16 protein-coding genes are annotated in these 16716 nt (G+C 67.2%); 10 read left to right on the forward strand and 6 right to left on the reverse strand.

Features of this window, described 5'->3' with window-relative positions:
* Positions 1-13: 13 nt before the first annotated feature.
* The 3 genes from C8J46_RS10580 to xylA are packed head-to-tail and all read left to right on the forward strand — an operon-like array spanning position 14 to position 3903.
* Positions 14-1141, forward strand: a complete 1128-nt coding sequence (locus tag C8J46_RS10580) for a glycoside hydrolase family 43 protein (protein ID WP_132738621.1) — start codon at positions 14-16, stop codon at positions 1139-1141.
* Complete coding sequence (xylB, locus tag C8J46_RS10585) at positions 1141-2586, forward strand: xylulokinase (protein ID WP_132738624.1); 1446 nt, start codon at positions 1141-1143, stop codon at positions 2584-2586. Before C8J46_RS10580 ends, xylB begins: the two co-directional genes overlap by 1 nt.
* A gap of 6 nt (positions 2587-2592) precedes the next feature.
* Positions 2593-3903: a xylose isomerase gene (xylA, locus tag C8J46_RS10590; RefSeq protein WP_132738627.1), complete on the forward strand. Its 1311-nt coding sequence runs from the start codon at positions 2593-2595 to the stop codon at positions 3901-3903.
* A gap of 30 nt (positions 3904-3933) precedes the next feature.
* Here the strand turns inward: xylA and C8J46_RS10595 are convergent, their stop codons facing one another.
* Together C8J46_RS10595 and C8J46_RS10600 are read right to left on the reverse strand one after the other, a co-directional pair.
* Entirely contained in the window at positions 3934-5367 is a 1434-nt protein-coding gene (locus C8J46_RS10595; RefSeq protein ID WP_132738630.1) for a sensor histidine kinase, read from the reverse strand.
* Positions 5357-6022 carry a response regulator transcription factor gene (locus tag C8J46_RS10600; RefSeq protein WP_207894156.1) on the reverse strand — a complete coding sequence of 222 codons (666 nt, stop codon included), beginning with the start codon at positions 6020-6022 and terminating at the stop codon, positions 5357-5359. The genes C8J46_RS10595 and C8J46_RS10600 overlap by 11 nt, the downstream gene beginning before the upstream one ends.
* Positions 6023-6113: 91 nt before the next feature.
* Between C8J46_RS10600 and C8J46_RS10605 the strand changes: the two genes are divergently transcribed.
* The 4 genes from C8J46_RS10605 (at position 6114) to C8J46_RS10620 (ending at position 10896) form a co-directional block, all read left to right on the forward strand.
* On the forward strand, positions 6114-7196 hold the full coding sequence (locus tag C8J46_RS10605) for an ABC transporter substrate-binding protein (protein ID WP_243643323.1): 1083 nt from the start codon (positions 6114-6116) through the stop codon (positions 7194-7196).
* The gene (locus tag C8J46_RS10610; protein ID WP_132738635.1) at positions 7193-8674 is read left to right on the forward strand and encodes a porin; all 1482 of its coding nucleotides are present in this window, start codon (positions 7193-7195) and stop codon (positions 8672-8674) included. The genes C8J46_RS10605 and C8J46_RS10610 overlap by 4 nt, the downstream gene beginning before the upstream one ends.
* 220 nt (positions 8675-8894) lie before the next feature.
* Entirely contained in the window at positions 8895-10196 is a 1302-nt protein-coding gene (locus C8J46_RS10615) for a CitMHS family transporter (protein WP_056064457.1), read from the forward strand.
* 40 nt (positions 10197-10236) lie between these two features.
* Positions 10237-10896 (forward strand): alpha/beta fold hydrolase, encoded by a 660-nt coding sequence (locus tag C8J46_RS10620; protein ID WP_132738638.1) that lies wholly within the window; start codon positions 10237-10239, stop codon positions 10894-10896.
* A gap of 9 nt (positions 10897-10905) precedes the next feature.
* On the opposite strand, the gene C8J46_RS10625 is transcribed toward C8J46_RS10620, so the two are convergent.
* Genes C8J46_RS10625 through C8J46_RS21210 form a run of 3 tightly spaced genes read right to left on the reverse strand, consistent with a single transcriptional unit; the run spans position 10906 to position 13392 of the window.
* Complete coding sequence (locus C8J46_RS10625; RefSeq protein WP_132738641.1) at positions 10906-11919, reverse strand: endonuclease/exonuclease/phosphatase family protein; 1014 nt, start codon at positions 11917-11919, stop codon at positions 10906-10908.
* A 40-nt stretch (positions 11920-11959) separates the two neighbouring features.
* On the reverse strand, positions 11960-12466 hold the full coding sequence (locus C8J46_RS21205) for a DUF2141 domain-containing protein (protein WP_243643324.1): 507 nt from the start codon (positions 12464-12466) through the stop codon (positions 11960-11962).
* Complete coding sequence (locus tag C8J46_RS21210) at positions 12463-13392, reverse strand: hypothetical protein (protein ID WP_243643325.1); 930 nt, start codon at positions 13390-13392, stop codon at positions 12463-12465. Before C8J46_RS21210 ends, C8J46_RS21205 begins: the two co-directional genes overlap by 4 nt.
* Positions 13393-13632: 240 nt before the next feature.
* Here C8J46_RS21210 and C8J46_RS10635 point away from each other — a divergent pair, with 240 nt between their 5' ends.
* The 3 genes from C8J46_RS10635 to C8J46_RS10645 are packed head-to-tail and all read left to right on the forward strand — an operon-like array spanning position 13633 to position 15874.
* The gene (locus tag C8J46_RS10635; RefSeq protein ID WP_132739544.1) at positions 13633-14445 is read left to right on the forward strand and encodes a polysaccharide deacetylase family protein; all 813 of its coding nucleotides are present in this window, start codon (positions 13633-13635) and stop codon (positions 14443-14445) included.
* On the forward strand, positions 14442-15641 hold the full coding sequence (locus C8J46_RS10640; protein WP_132738644.1) for a glycosyltransferase: 1200 nt from the start codon (positions 14442-14444) through the stop codon (positions 15639-15641). The genes C8J46_RS10635 and C8J46_RS10640 overlap by 4 nt, the downstream gene beginning before the upstream one ends.
* Positions 15638-15874: a hypothetical protein gene (locus C8J46_RS10645; RefSeq protein WP_132738647.1), complete on the forward strand. Its 237-nt coding sequence runs from the start codon at positions 15638-15640 to the stop codon at positions 15872-15874. Before C8J46_RS10640 ends, C8J46_RS10645 begins: the two co-directional genes overlap by 4 nt.
* Here the strand turns inward: C8J46_RS10645 and C8J46_RS10650 are convergent.
* The gene (locus C8J46_RS10650; RefSeq protein ID WP_132738650.1) at positions 15852-16616 is read right to left on the reverse strand and encodes a hypothetical protein; all 765 of its coding nucleotides are present in this window, start codon (positions 16614-16616) and stop codon (positions 15852-15854) included. The two genes, C8J46_RS10645 and C8J46_RS10650, sit on opposite strands and share 23 nt — an antisense overlap.
* Positions 16617-16716 lie beyond the last annotated feature (100 nt).

A 16716-nucleotide genomic window follows, 5' to 3' on the forward strand; every position in this document is an offset into this window, starting at 1 on the left:
GGATCGACTGGCCATGCCACTGCGTATACCCACCCTTGCCGCGAGCCTGTCGCTTGCGCTCGTCGGCAGCGTCGCGCTGGCCCAGACCGCACCAGCGCCTACACCGAAGACGGCCAAGGCCGAACCGCGGAGTCCCGAGGGGAAGCGCTATCTCTCGCAGCCGCTGGTGACGTCGATCTACACTGCCGATCCCTCGGCGCACGTGTTCAACAGCAAGATCTACGTCTATCCGAGCCATGACATCGATGCGGCGATCGGCGACGACGATCTCGGCAATCAATATGCGATGCGCGACTACCGCGTGCTGTCGATGGATCGGATCGGCGGCCCGGTGAAGGTCAACGGTGTCGCGCTCGACGTGAAGGACGTGCCCTGGGCGTCGAAGCAGATGTGGGCACCCGACGCAGCCTACAAGAACGGCACCTATTTCCTCTACTTCCCGGTCCGCGACAAACAGCTCGACAAGAACGGCCTCGGCACGTTCCGGATCGGTGTCGCCACATCGAAGAGCCCGGTCGGACCGTTCAAGGCCGATTCCAAGCCGATCGCCGGCAGCTTCTCGATGGACCCCGCAGTGTTCACCGACGCGAACGGCGCGAGCTACATGTATTTCGGCGGCATCTGGGGTGGCCAGCTCCAACGCTGGAAGGACGGCAAGTTCGACGCCAACGGCTCGGATACCGATCTCGGCAAGGACGACCAGCCCGCGCTGTCGGGCAAGATCGCCAAGCTCAACCCAGACATGAAGAGTTTCGCCGAAACCCCGCGCGACGTCCAGATCCTCGACGAGGCCGGCAAGCCTGTGCTCGGCGGCGACCATGAGCGCCGCTTTTTCGAGGCGTCCTGGGTCTTCACGCGCGGCGGCAAATATTACTACACCTACTCGACCGGCGACACGCACTTCCTGAACTACGCGACCGGCGACAACCCCTATGGTCCGTTCACCTACCGCGGCCATATCCTGAAGCCGGTACAGGGCTGGACCAGCCACCATTCGATCATCGAATGGAACAAGAAATGGTGGCTGTTCTATGCGGACACGCAGCTGAGCAACAAGAACCACCTGCGCAACGTCAAGGTGACCGAACTGAAGTTCGCGCCCGATGGCTCGATCCCGACCATCGATCCGTTTGTCAACTGATGTTCCTTGGAATCGATATCGGCACCTCGGGTGTCAAGGCCGTGGTGCTCGACGAGCATGGCAGCGTGGTGGGTCAGGGCACCGCCGCGCTGACCGTGCAGCGACCGCATCCGCTCTGGTCCGAACAGGATCCGGATGCGTGGTGGAAAGCTACCATCGCCGCCGTCCAGGCGATCGACCCGAGCGTCCGCCGTTCGGTTCGCTGCGTCGGGCTCGCCGGCCAGATGCACGGCGCGACCTTGCTCGATGCCGACGACAAGCCGCTCCGCCCCGCGATCCTGTGGAACGACGGCCGTTGCTTCGCCGAGTGCGAGGCACTGGAGCGCGCCGTTCCCAACCTGTGCCAAATCTCGGGCAACATCGCGATGCCCGGCTTCACCGCGCCGAAGCTGCTCTGGGTCCGCGAGCATGAGCCGGAAGTCTTCGCGAAGATCGCCACGGTGTTGCTGCCCAAGGACTATGTCCGGCTGCTGATGACCGGCGACAAGGCGTCGGACCTGTCCGACAGCGCCGGCACCTTGTGGCTTGACGTCGGCGGCCGCTGCTGGAGCGACGAGATCCTCGCCGCCTGCGGGCTGACGCAGGCGCAGATGCCGGCGCTGCACGAGGGCACGGAAATTACCGGCACGCTCACCGCCGAGGTCGCCGAACTCTGGGGCATGCCGCAGGTGCCGGTCGCGGCAGGCGGCAGCGACAATGCGGCGGGCGCGGTCGGCGTCGGCGTCGTCAAGGACGGCGATGCGCTGCTGTCGCTCGGCACGTCGGGCGTGATCTTCGTCGCGACCAACGACTTCCGCCCCAATCCGGCGCGCGCGGTCCACGCCTTCTGTCATGCGCTACCCGGCATGTGGCATCAGATGTCGGTCCACCTTTCGGCGGCGTCGTGCATCGACTGGGTCGCGCGGATCACCGGTGCGGCCGGTGCCGCCGATCTGTTCGCGCGTGCCGAGGCGGCTGGTCCCGCCAGTGGCCCCGAGATCTTCCTACCCTACCTCTCGGGTGAACGCACGCCGCATAACGACCCCGAGGTGCGCGGCGCGTTCCTCCGCCTCGACAACGACACCGATGCAGGTCGCCTGTCGCAGGCGGTGCTCGAAGGCGTGGCGTTCGCACTCGCCGACGGTCTCGACGTGTTGCGTGAGGCCGGCACGACGGTCGAGCGCCTCGCGGTGATCGGCGGCGGTGCCCGCTCGCGCTATTGGGGCCAAGTGATCGCCGCGGCGATGGAGGTGGAACTCGTCTATCTCCAGGGCGGCGAGGTCGGCCCCGCACTCGGTGCCGCACGGCTCGCCCAACTCGGCGTCGACGGCGGCGACCCCGCCACAATCTGCGTCGCGCCTCCCGTCTCGCACACCATCGTCCCCGACCCTGCCCTCGTCTCGGCGCTCGCCGAGAAGAAGGCCGCGTTCCGCCAAGCCTATTCCCGCATCACCCCAAAATCGTAGGAAGCTTTGATGTCCGACTTCTTCGCCGATATTCCCCAGATCAAATATGAGGGCCCCGATAGCACCAACGAGCTAGCCTACCGCTTCTACGACAAGGACAAGTTGGTCCTCGGCAAGCGCATGGAGGATCACCTCCGCTTCGCCGCATGCTTCTGGCACACCTTCTGCTGGCCCGGCTCCGACGTGTTCGGCGGCGGCACGTTCGATCGCCCGTGGCACCGCGGCGCCAACGACAGCGCCGCCGCGGCAATGAAGCGCGAGGTCGCGTTCGAGTTCTTCAAGACGCTCGACGTGCCCTATTACTGCTTCCACGACGTCGACGTGATGGCGGACGCAGCCAACATCACCGAGCACCGCAAGTTCTTCGCCGAGGCGGTCGATCATCTCGAACAGCTCCAGGCCGCAACGGGCCGCAAGCTCCTCTGGGGCACCGCCAATTTGTTCAGCCACCCGCGCTTCGCCGCTGGCGGCGCGACCAACCCCGATCCGGAAGTGTTCGCGTTCGGCGCGATGCAGGTCCGCGATGCGCTCGAGGCGACGCACCGCCTCGGTGGTCAGAACTACGTGCTGTGGGGCGGTCGCGAGGGCTACGAGACGCTGCTCAACACCGACATGAAGCGCGAGCTCGACAATTTCGGCCGCTTCCTGAGCCTGGTCGTCGAGCACAAGCACAAGATCGGCTTCACCGGCACGATCCTGATCGAGCCGAAGCCGTTCGAGCCGACCAAGCACCAGTACGACTTCGACACCGCGACGGTGTATGGCTTCCTCAAGCGCTATGGCCTCGAGAACGAGGTCAAGGTCAACATCGAGGCGAACCACGCGACGCTCGCCAGCCACACGTTCGAACATGAGATCGCGACCGCCGCGGCGCTCGGCATCTTCGGCTCGATCGACGCCAACCGCGGCGATCCGCAGAACGGCTGGGATACCGATCAATTCCCGAACTCGGTCGAGGAACTGACGCTTGCCAATCTCGAGATCATCCGCGCGGGCGGGTTCACCACCGGCGGCTTCAACTTCGACGCCAAGGTGCGGCGCCAGAGCATGGACCCGGCCGACCTGTTCTACGGTCATGTCGGCGCGATCGACGTCGTCGCGAAAGGCCTTCTCAATGCCGCCAAGCTGATCGAAGACGGTCGTATCGATGCGATCAAGACCAAGCGCTACGCCGGCTGGGACGGCGAGTTCGGCGGCGCAATCGGCGGGCTCGACCTTGCTGGCATCGCGGATCTGGCCGTCGAGCGCGGCATCGATCCCAAGCCGGTCTCCGGCCAGCAGGAGCGGATCGAAAACCTGATCAACCGCGTCCTCTAAGCGAACGCTAAACCGCACCCGTCGGGGGCGTCATGCGTTGCCCGGCGGGACCTGAACCGTACCGTCCGATGGCGCGAATTGCAGGATGATCGCCGTCCCGCGGTCCGCGTCGACGAACCCGACGGTAGCGTTGAGACGCGCCGCGGCCGACTTTACGATCGCCAGACCCAGGCCTGTGCCCTCGGGATTGCCGACAGCCCCGGTCGCGGCACCGAAGCGGACGAAGCGGCCAAAGGCTTTTTCCCGGTGCTCGGGCGCAATCCCCGGCCCATCGTCGGCGACGACGATCGCCAGTCCGTCCAGTGTGTCACGCAGCGCGATCCACACCGTCCCGCCCTCGCGATTGTAGCGGATACCGTTGTCGATCAGGTTCGAGACGATTTCGAATACCAGGGTCCGATGGCCCGCCACGACGTAGCGGCGATCGTCGTCGCTCTCGAGCACGAGGTCGACGCCCGCACGGATCGCTGTATTGATCTGGCGAGCGATGACCGCGCTCGCGACTTCACGCAGGTCGACCGCCTCGAGCGGGGCGGACACGCCAGCCTCCTCCGCACGCGCTAGCGCGAGCAGCTGCGTCACCAGACGTTCGAGACGGATTGCGACATCGGCGATCTCGTCCAACGCCTCGCGGCGTTCAACATCGGAGCCGCGGCGGGCAAGCGCGACCTGGACCTTCAGCACCGACAGCGGCGTGCGCATCTGGTGCGAGGCGTCGGCGGTGAAGCGGCGGACGCCGACGGTCGCGGTGTCGAGCTGCGCCAGGAGACGGTCGAACGCGCTGGCGAGCGGGCGGAGTTCGCTTGGCAACGGACCGGTGTCGAGCGGCGAGAAATCCGGACGCGCGCGTTCGTCGCGCGCTTCGACGGCACCGCGAAGGCGCGCGAGTGGTCGCAGCGACCACCCCAATGCAGGACGGAGCAATAGCGCCGCCGCACCGACCAGGACGCATTCGCCGATCAGCAGCGCCAGCATCAGGCGGCGGGTCAATGCGCCACGGTTGTCGAGCGTCTCGGCAATCTGGACGATCACGGGCTTGTCGATGCGTGGGAGCGCGCGGCGGACTTCGGCGATGCGGATCTGCTGGTCGCGGTAGCGGGCGAAGCGATAGCGCGGCACGTCGATCGCGAGCGTCGCGGGATCGGGCGCGGGCAAGTCCGCATAGCCCGTGAGCAGGTCGGTCCCTACGGCGACGCGGTAATAGACGTTGTCGCGCTCGGTGTTCTCCAGCATCCCGAACGCGGCGGCGGGCAGATCAAGCGTCACCTCGCCGCGCTCGACCTGCACCGTCTCCGCGATCGCGCCGAGCGCACCGCCGAGCACGCGGTCGTTCGTGCGGCGGACCACGTCGGCGATCAGCGTCGCGCCGACCACGCCGATCAAGATCGCTGCCGCCAGCAACGGGCCAAGCACCGCTACCAGCAACCGCGTCCTGAGCGCCGGAGTGCGGGGTTTAGCCGGCATCGAGCATGTAGCCGACGCCGCGCACGGTGCGGATGCCGGGGCCGTCGGGCGCAAGCTTGGTGCGCAGGCGGGTGACGTGGACTTCGATCGCGTTGCCGCCGACCGGCTCGTCAAACCCGAACACCTCGCCGATCAGCAATTCGCGCGGGACGACGCGACCGGCACGTGTCGCGAGTGCCTCCAGCACCGCGCGTTCGCGGCGGCGCAGGTCCAGTGCTCGACCGGCGATGTCGGCGTCGCCGGTCGAGCGGTTGATCGTCAGCGTACCGACGCTGAGCACCGGCAGCGGATCGCCGCCGCGTCGCCGGCCGAGCGCGCGGACGCGGGCCTCGAGTTCCTCGGGCTCGAACGGTTTACGGAGGTAATCGTCAGCGCCGAGATCGAGCCCGCGAACCCGGTCGTCGAGCGCGTCGCGGGCGGTGAGCATCAATACCGGAACACGCTCGCCACGACGCCGCAAGGTTTCCAGCACGGTGAAACCATCGATGCCGGGCAGGCCGACGTCGAGGATCACCAGCGCATAGGGCTCGCCTGCGACCACCGACAATGCGTCCTCGCCGGTCACCACGTGATCGACCGCATTGCCACCCGCGCGCAGCAACGCGCCGATGCTCCGCGCAAGCGCCGCGTCGTCCTCGATCAGCAGGATGCGCATGAAAAACCATGAAAGGTTGGTGACAGGTTCGGTTCGTACTCCACCGATGCAGTCTATCCGAACACAGAGACGGAAGGCGAGGAGAGTGATGATGGCCCAAATTTTTCTGAAGATTGCACTGCTGGCTACGAGTTTCACCGCGACCGCCGTCGTGGCGCAGCGCCCTGCCAACTATCCGCGCTCCTACGACCAGCTCATCTCCGACGCGCGCGCCGAGCGGCAGGTGCGGATCTACGGCAATGCCGATCGCGCAGAATTGCTGCCGGTCGTTGCAGCGTTCCGGAAGCGGTATCCGGGCATCACCGTGCTGTATGCGGACATCGGCTCGACCGAGATGTACCGGCGCTTCGTCACCGAGACGCGCGCGCGCCGCATGTCCGCCGATCTCGTCTGGTCGTCGGCAATGGACCTTCAGGTGAAGCTGATCAACGACGGCTTTGCGCAAGGCTATGCGAGCCCCGAAAAGCCCGCGCTGCCGCCGGTGTCGGTGTGGAAGAACATGGGCTTCGGCGTCACCGCGGAGCCGATCGGGATCGTCTACAACAAGCGCCTCGTGCCTGCCGCCGAAGTGCCGCGCACCCATGCCGCGCTGGAGACATGGCTGCGGCAGAATGCCCGCACGTTAACTGGCCGCGTCACGACATTCGACCCGGCACGCTCCAACGTCGGCTATCTGTACCTGTCCGAGGACATGGCGATCACCCGCGATACGCGGTCGCTGCTGGAGGCGATCGCCGCGACCAAGCCTGTCCTCGCGCAGACCAGCGAGCCGATGCTGCGCGACGTCGCCGAGGGGCGGCAGGCGCTCGCGTACAACGTCATCGGCTCCTACGCGCTGGAACGCGCGCGGACCGATCCCCGCATCGGCGTCGCGTTCCTCCAGGACTATACGATCGTCACCTCGCGGATCGCGTTCATCGCGCGCGAGGCCGCGCACCCGGCGGCGGCGAAGCTCTTCCTTGATTTCCTGCTGTCGCGCGAGGGCCAGTCGCTGCTCGCCAAGCGCAGCCTGTGGCCGGTCCGCACCGACGTTTCCGCTCGCCGCCTTCCATCAGCCCAAGCGCGACCGATCCGCGTGGGCCCACAACTTCTCGTCAACCTCGACCGCGTCAAGCGCCAGCGTTTCCTGCGCGACTGGACCGCGATTCTCGCCACCGGAGCCAAAGCCCAATGACCCTCTTCCGTACCGGGTGCGCCGCACTCGCCTTGATTGCAGCAACCCCGGCACTCGCGCAGGCTCCGAGCGACGCAGACCTTGCCGCGCTGGTGCGTGCGCAGGCGGCTGAGATCGCCGCGCTGAAATCGCGGCTCGACCGGCTGGAGAATGTTGCGGCGGTGGCGCAGGCGTCCGCGCCCGTACCGCCGGTACAGATCGCACCGCAGGTCGTCGCACAGAACACCGAGCCGCGCCGCACGGTGCCGTTTGCGCCGCAGCTGGCGCCTCCCGGCCCGGCCGATCGCAGCGTCGCGCAGGCGGTTGCCGCACGCGACAATCCGTCGGGCGTGACCACCGAATGGGGCGCCGGCCTGCCCGTCTTCCACTCCGCGGACGGCGTCTACACGTTCAAGCCGCGCGGCCGCATCCTGACCGACGTCAGCTCCAGCTTCGGCTCTAAATATGACGGCCGCAACATCACGACGACCGGCATGCGCGCGCTCCGCCTCGGACTCGAGGGCGGCGTCGGCACGCATTTCTTCTACCAGTTCGAGAGCGACTTTTCGGAGAACGAGGTCGACGTCGTCACCGCGTTCGTCGGCTGGCGCAACAAGATCAAGCCGGGCCTCGACTACGACGTCCGCGCCGGTCACCTGTTCAACGATCGCGGCTTCGAAGGCTCGACCGGCTCGGACTCGACCCCGTTCCTGGAGCGCACCACGGTCTCGACCGCGATCATCCCCCAGCGCGGTTTCTACGGCGTAGGGATCATGCCGCGCATCTTCTGGAAGACCGGCCACGCCTCGGTCACCGTCACCGGCGACCGGATCGACGGCACGCAGACGGTCGGCGACAGCCGCACGGTGCTCGGCCGCGCCCACTGGAACCCGATCAAGTCCGACACCGGCGTACTGCACATCGGCGCGTGGGGCTTCGACGAGTCGCTGTCGTCGGTCGCGGGCACGCTGACGCGCAACACGGTGATCGGCGGGCGCTTCAACGGCGCGTTGCGCGTGTCGACCGGGCCGCTGATCGGCGGTACCGGCACGACCGGCTACGGCGTCGAGCTCGGCGGCTATCGCGGGCCGTTGTGGGTGATGGGCGAAGCGGGCCGCCGCAACGCGCGGCTCGACGGCGGGCGTCCCGATTTCGTCAGCAAGGCGTGGAGCGTTTCGGGCGGTCTGTTCCTGACCGGCGACCTGCCGCCGTACAACCCGCGCCTCGGCAGCTTCGGCCAGCCCAAGGTGTTGAAGCCGACATTCGACGGCGGAGTCGGCGCGATCGAGCTGACCGCACGCTACGAGAGCCTCGATTTCGACAATCTGCTGACCGGCGGCGACGGCTGGGCGGCGACCGTCGGCGTCAACTGGTACCTGAACAGCTTCACCCGTTTCCAGGTGAACGCGATCCAGTGGAACACCGACAACCGCGCCGGCGACTATGTCGGCAACGACAGCGGCCAAACCCTCAGCGCCCGCGTCGGGGTTACGTTCTGATGCTGGCTGCTGGTCCTGTTTTTAGCGCTGCAAGCAGTATCCCGCCTCCCGTCATCCTGACGAAAGTCAGGACCCAGGGTTACAGGGCGCAGCGCTGCGTGGCTCTGGGTCCTGACTTTCGTCAGGATGACGGAGTGTTCGTGGCGGCCCCCGCGACAGTAACTGCGACGACGTCTGCCACCCCCACCCCCCTATTCACGCCCTTTCCTAGGACGATGCGATGAACCTTGCCCTGCTCGGCTTCCTGATGGTCGCCACGTTCATGACGTTGATCATGACCAAGAAGATGACGCCGCTGGTCGCGCTCATCGTGATTCCGTCGATCTTCGGCGTGTTCGCGGGTGAGGCCGCGGGCCTCGGCCCGATGATGATCGACGGCATCAAGAACCTCGCGCCGACCGGCGTCATGCTGTTGTTCGCGATCCTGTTCTTCTCGACGATGACCGACACGGGCCTGTTCGATCCGCTGGTCGGGCGGCTGATCCGGATGGTCCATGGCGATCCGATGCGGATCTTGATCGGCACCGTGGTGCTGTGCGCGCTCGTCAGCCTCGATGGTGATGGGTCGACCACCTACATCATCACGATCGCCGCGCTGCTGCCGCTCTACAAGCGCTTCAACATGAACCGGCTGTACCTGGTCTGCCTGTTGATGACGACGAGCGGGATCATGAACCTGACGCCGTGGGGCGGGCCGACCGCGCGCGCCGCCAGCGCACTGAAGCTCGATCCCGCGACGCTGTTCCTGCCGCTGATCCCCGGCATGATCGCCGGCCTCGCCTTCCTGATCGGTCTCGCGGTGTATTTCGGCCGCAAGGAGCGCGTCCGGATGGGTGAAGCGGGGATCACCGCGGACACAGAGTTCACCGGCATGGCCGTCTCGCAATATCCCGAGGCACGCCGTCCCAAGCTGATCTGGTTCAACGCCGCGCTCGTCATCACGCTGCTGACGTTGCTGGTCTGGGGCATTCTCCCGCTGTCGGTGCTAATGATGCTGGCGTTCGCGATCGCGATGATCGTCAACTATCCCGGCGTCGCCGACCAGAAGGAGCGCATTTCCGCGCACGCCGGCAACGTGCTGGCGGTGGTGTCGTTGATCTTTGCGGCGGGGATCTTCACCGGGATCCTTGGCGGCACCGGCATGGTCGAGGCGATGAGCAAGGCGGTGGTCGGCGTGATCCCGCCCGCGCTCGGGCCGTACATGGCACCGATCACCGCGGTGCTGAGCATGCCGTTCACCTTCTTCATCTCGAACGACGCGTTCTATTTCGGGATGCTGCCGATCCTCGCCGAGGCCGGCGCGCATTACGGCGTCGCGCCCGAGGCGATTGCCCGCGCGTCGCTGATGGGCCAGCCGGTCCACCTGCTCAGCCCGCTGGTGCCGTCGACCTACCTGCTGGTCAGCCTGGTCGGGATCGACCTCGCCGATCACCAGCGCTTCACGCTCGTGCCCGCGATCGCGGTCTGTGTGGTGATGACGATCGTCGGCATGATCGCGCTCGCCTTCCCGTTCGTCGCCTGAGGTGAGCATCCCCGCAACCCGCCGCTACCGGAGATTTCGCATGGTCCGACCGCGTACACCGCTGATGCTGCTCCCCGCGATGGGCTGCGACGGGCAATTATGGGCCCGCCAGATCGTAGATCTCGCCGGAATCGCACAAGTCGAGTTCGGCGACCTTTCCCGGGACGATACACTGTCCGAAATGGCCGCGCGTGTTCTCGCCAGCGCACCGCCACGGTTCGCTGTCGCGGGCGTCAGCCTCGGCGGCTACGTCGCGATGGAGATGGTCCGCCAGGCGCCCGATCGGATCGAGCGAATCGCGCTGTTCGGCACGCGCGCATCGATGGACGTCCGGCCCCGCACCGTCGCGGGACAGGGCATGCTCGCCACCGCCCCGCACGCCGATCCGCTGCTGAGCACGATCGTCAGTGGCCCCGCGCAGGCGATGGCGGACCGCGTCGGCCCGGTGGTGTTCGAACGCCAGCAGCGTGCGCTGCTCGCTCGGCCGGACATCAGCGAGGCGATCGCTGCGATCCATGTCCCGACCCTGGTCGCGGTCGGCGATCGTGACCGGATCTGCTCACCCGACGACGCGCTGTCGCTCTCGCTGCAAATTCCCGAGGCGCGATTCCATCTGTTGCGTGCCTGCGGCCACCTTGCGCCGCTCGAACGCCCGGGCGAGGTCACCGCCGTACTGCGCCAGTGGCTCAGGGCCGGCTGAACCCCCGGCCTAGCGGCTCGCGGTGGTCATTACCGTGGCCTGCGGCACCAAGCGCCGTTCGATCCGGTATTGCGCGACGATGCCGATGTGATCCGACAGCATCGAGCCATCCGCGCGACGGCCGAACGGGGCTGCCAAGGCGATCGGCGTGATCCCGACGGTTGGCGACGAGCGGTACATCAGCCAGTCCTTCGCCCGGCCGAGCGACTCCGCCATCGCCAGCGGCTCGGCAATTGGACACGCAGGCGCGGTTCGGCATGTCACGGCAGCCGCCTGGAGGAAGTCGTTCCCCCCGAACATTCGCAGATCGAAATGCGCGCGCCGCGCCAGATCGCGCCCAACGTTGAAATCCCCCGCCACGAGCACCGGCCGATCGCCCGCGCCCATCGAGGCGATGAAGCGCGAGAGTAGGTCGAGCTGCCGGCGATAGGCGTAGATCGCCCTCGCGTTGGGGGCGCCCGATGCGCCGTTCGAATTCAGATGCGTGTCGACCACCAGGATCGGCGTGGCAATGCCGGGCACCGCGATCAGCGCCGCCAGCGCGCCCTTGTTGGCGAGGCAGTCGTAACCGGCACATACCGGGTAGGCCATCCGGCGGACCGCGAGGATCGGATAGTCGGAGAAGATCGCCAGTCCGCTGTCGACATGCTTGCCGAGACGCTCGCCGACCAATCTGCTGCCATCCGCGACGAAGCCGTCGTCGCCGGGGGCGCGTGCGCCGTCCGCATCCTCGGCGGGACCGAACGCGACGTAGCGATAGCCCGCGGTCCGGCCGATCGCCTTGGCCTCGGGCACGAAAGCCTCCTGCACCGCGACGATGCTAGGCTGGACATGCCGCTCGCGCATGACCTTCAATTGGTCGCCGATCGCCTGCAATTCGGTCGAGCGGTCCTCGACGATCGGCCAGGGCAGACCGTGCACGTTATAGGTCATCAACGTGATGTCGTGCGCCGCCGGGATGGCGGCGGCGGGAGCGATGGTCAGCGTTACGGCGGCAGCGGCCACCATCAGATATCGAAGCATGATATCGTCCTCTTGAAGACAGGTAGAAAAAGCGGCGCGGCTAGCGCTTGAGCGGCGCGAACGAGAACAGCCCGCTGCGATAGTTCATCACGACATGCGTGGTGGTCAGGCCGTCATGGACGACGACCGTCGCCTGATCGGCATGCGGCTTCGAATGGCCGAGCCGGGGGTTGCTCGCAAAACCGATGCCGTCGTGCAGCAGGCTGAACCCGTGCCCGCCGTCGCGCGCATGAACGACGCTCAGCGCATACGCGCCCGGCGTGGGCACGCGCAGGCACAGCGACACGGTTCCTGCGGCAGGCACGGTGAGCACCGCGCGGCGGAATACCTTGCCCTGTCCGATCAGCACATTGTCGTCGGCGAGAAAATCGCCGTCCTTCGCGGGGTAGAGTTCGGCACGCAGCACGCCGACGCGATCCTTGAGACCATCGACGTCGACGATCAGCGCCGGCCCTTGCTCATGCGGGCGACAACGCGCTTCGGCAGTGCCCAGCGCCGGGGTCGAGGGCGGCGTCGCGGTTAGGGCCAGCAGGGCAAGCAGGATCACTTGGTACGCTCCATGGTCACGAGTTCGACGGCGGTCAGCGCGGCGCCGAGCAGCAGATGGGTGATGAGCCAGAGGCCGGCGATCATCGTCAGCACCGCGGTCACGTCCGACGTCCGCCCGACGGTGAACGCGACCAGCCCGGCGAACACGATGTCCTTGCTGGGCAGCAGCGGCAGCCGCGACACGAGCAGGCGCAGCGTCGCGAGCGCCAGCCACCAGGCGAGCGGCGCGGCCGGCATCACCGCCGCCCACAGCAATGCGGCGAACAGCGTGGTCGCGACGATCCGAAGGAAATGGATGACCGCGATCCGGCTCAGTTCGGGGCGCGGCAGGGTCAGCAGCTTCTTGCGCAGGACGAGCGTGACGAGCGACGGAATCGCCATGCTGGCCGCCGATATCGTCATCACCTTGGCATCGGTGCCAAGATGCAGCGCGCCGAGCGCCTGCCAACTGACCACGGCCAACGCCAAGGTGCAGACGTTGGCGACCACCGCGGACAGGATCGAGACGTCCTTGATCGCGCCGAACGGCGTGCCGACCATCGTCGCGTGTTTCCGCGCCCAGCCGTAGAAATACAGCTCGCCCGAATAGCCGAGCACGATCTCGTTGCTGATCCGCTTGCGTAGCAGCGCGAGGATTCCGCTGGGCGGGAGCTGCCAGAGGCGACGATAGATCACCCATTCGCTGAACGGCGTCACCAGATAGCCGAGCGCGAAGATCGTCCAGAACAGTGGCGAGTGCGGCACCATCCGCAGCATCTCGCGAACGTCGATCCCGCGCAGCTGCCACAAGGCGGCGATCAGGATCGCGGCGGACAATAACGGCGCGAGCCAGCGGCCGAGGAAATTCTTGCGGACGGTCGTCGGCGTCAACTGCGGCAGTTGCACGCGCGTCAACGGTGTCATCGTCAGCGGCATGTCGTTCATGCAGCGCTCCTTCGAACGATACGGGGTCTGGGAAGTCTCGCGGATCGCGCATCGGCGGGACGGGAGACGGGCATGCAAACCGTGATCATGGCCCAACGACGCCGCCGTTCGCGGCCCCCCGCAGCCCTGGCTGTCGCTGCGGTGAAATAAATTTTTGCCACACACGGCGTGAGGACTGCGGACGCAGATCCGCGGTGCCGTCCCGTCAACAGCGATGCCATGACGAACGAGAGCTATACGATGGTACAGACCGAATTCGCCGATCCGGCCCCGTTGCGGGCGCCCCCTCCCGACAAGCGCCTGGTCGTGTCGATTCATGACGTCTCGCCGACTTTCGCGCTGCCGATCGCGATGCTCGCCGAGCGGATCGAGGCGATCCTGGGCGGGCCGCGGTTTGCGATGCTGGTGGTGCCCGATCACTGGGGCAGCGCGCGGATCGACCAGTCGCCGGCGTTCGTCCGCCGGCTGCGCGACTGGGCGGATGCGGGCGTCGAGATGTTCCTCCACGGCTGGTTCCACCGCGATACGAGCGCACACCGGGTCGGCGCCAGCGCGTTGAAGGCGCGCTACATGACCGCGGGCGAAGGCGAATTTCTCGGGCTCGATGCGGTCGAGGCGGAACTCCGGATGCGCGCCGGCCGCGATATGGTCGAACAGGCGATCGGCCGCCCGGTCGCCGGGTTCATCGCCCCCGCCTGGCTCTATGGTCCGGGCGCGCATGCTGCCCTGAAAGCCTGCGACTTCGCGCTTGCCGAGGATCATTTCCGTGTCTGGCAGCCGCGGACGGGGGAAATCGTCGCGCGCGGCCCTGTGGTGACTTGGGCCAGCCGCTCGCCGGCGCGTACCGCCAGTTCGCTCGCGGTCGCTGCGATCGCGCGCACGATGCCCGACTGGATGCCGACGATGCGTGTCGCGGTCCATCCCGGCGACGTCACCAAGGAGTCGTTGCTGACCAGCATCGACCGCACGCTCCGCACGCTCGCCGAACGCCGCACGGTGTCGCGCTATGCCGATCTGGTCGCCGAGCCAGTCCCGTTGGCGATGGCGGCATGAAGATCGTCGACGTCTGCGCGTTCTACACCCCGACCGGCGGCGGAGTGCGGACCTATATCGACCGGAAACTGGTCGCGCTCGCCGACCGCGGTCACGAGATCGTCGTGATCGCGCCCGGCGAAGAGGATCGCGAGGAGCAGCGTGGCCCCAATGCGCGGGTCCGCTGGCTGCGCTCGCCGCGCTTTCCGCTCGACCGCTCCTATCGCTATTTCGCCGATCGCGAGGCGCTGCACGCGATGCTCGACGAAGAGGATGCAGATGTCGTCGAAGTGTCGTCGCCGTGGCGCAGCGCCTCGATGGTCGCGGACTGGCGGACGCGGTCGGGATCGCACGCGCGGCTGTCGCTGATCGCGCATGCCGACCCGCTATCCGCCTATGCCTATCGCTGGTTCGGCAACGTCGCCTCGACGCAGGCGATCGATCGCGCGTTCGACTGGTATTGGCGGCATCTGCGGCGGCTCGATGCGCAGTTCGATCATATCGTCAGCGCGAGCGAAAGCCTGACGCAACGCCTGCGCGACGGCGGTCTGCGCAAAGTCACGACCGATCCGATGGGCGTCGAGCCGGGCCAGTTCTCGCCGCTGCTGCGCGATCCCGAGCTGCGCCGCGAGATGCTCGCGCTGTGCGGACTCGGCGAGGATGCGCTGCTGCTGATCGGCGTCGGTCGCCATGCCCCCGAAAAGCGCTGGGACATGGTCGCGCAGGCCGCTGCTATCGCCGGGACGCAGGCGCCGGTCGGGCTGCTGATCATCGGCGGCGGTGCGCGGCAACGCCGGGTGATCGACGCGATCGGCGACAATCCGCACGTCCGCCTGCTCGAACCGGTCCGCGATCGCGGCGCGCTCGCCCGCCTGATGGCGAGCGCCGACGCGCTGATCCATGGCTGCGAGGCGGAGACGTTCTGCTTCGTCGCGGCGGAGGCGATCGCGTCGGGGCTGACGCTGATCGCCCCCGACCGCGGCGGGGCGGCCGATCTCGCCTGCGCGAACGACGGCGCCCTGTACCGCTCGGGCGATGCGCAGGATGCCGCCGAGGCGATCCTAGCGGTCGCCGGCACGATCGAGACCTCGCCACAGCGCCGCCGCCCGGTCCGGACGATGGACGATCATTTCGACGCACTGCTCGCGCTCTACGGGGCAGGCAACGACACCGCGATCGATCACACACGACGGTATCAGCAAGGATCAGGACGATGACCGCGATTGCGCCACCTGCCTTCATCATCAACGACACGTCCCGTTTCGTCACACCGACCACGCGACCGACGCGGATCGAGCAGGACCGCGGGCTCGACACGCCGCAGACCGTCGCGACGTCCCCGTGGCGCGCGCCGCTCTTCTATCTGTCGTTCGTGGCTGCGGCGTTGCTGCTGGTCGCGGTCGCGATCATCCTGGCGTGGCGGATGATCAGCGGGTTGCGCCGAGGCTGATACGCGTACGCTGCGACGGCAGTGCGAGCACCAGTACGACGATCGCCACCGCCAGGCCCGCCGACGCCAGCGGCCGGCTGAACGCGAGCCCGCCATGATCGACCGGCTTGTCGAGGAAATCGCCGACCGCCGCGCCCAGTGGGCGTGTCAGGATGAAGGCGCTCCAGAACAGCAGGACACGGTCGACCGCGGTCCATGCGTACAGCGCCGCGATCCCCACCAGCATCGCGCCGAAGATCACCGCCGCGCCACCATAGCCCAGCCCGCCGGTATCCGCGGTCCAGTCGCCCAGCGCGGTGCCGAGCGTCTGCGAAAAGGTGATCGTAATCCAGTAGAACAGTTCCGCGCGCGGTTCGTGGACGGTCTCGACCGCGACCGATCCCAGCACCGACCGCCACACCGCCAGCGCCGCGACCACGCAGGCGAACAGCAGCGCAGACCCACCCGCATAACCGATCCCGAGCGAGCGCGTCGCGAAGTCCGCCATCGTCGTGCCCGCGGTGGTCGAGGCGATGATCGTCACCCAGTATAGCAGCGGGTAATAGCGGTGCGCGGCGATCTGTCGCCAGACCAGCACGATCAGGATCGCGAGGAAGATCGCGGTGCCGATCAGATAGCCGAGGTTCATCGACATGCTGACGGTATCGCCCGCGGTCTCGCCGAACGTGGTGGCGAGGATCTTGACGATCCAGAACCCCAGCGTCACCGCGGGCACCTTCGCCAGCGCGTCCCTGTGCGTCATGTCCTGCTCCTCTTTGAGCCGGGGTATAGTGTTTTTTGCCGGGTATCGCATGACTTTACGGTGCCGCAGTCTGACGCCCCGCCCCTTTCCGGGGAAGACG

The sequence above is a fragment of the Sphingomonas sp. PP-F2F-A104-K0414 genome (genome assembly GCF_004340945.1).
GTDB lineage: Bacteria > Pseudomonadota > Alphaproteobacteria > Sphingomonadales > Sphingomonadaceae > Sphingomonas.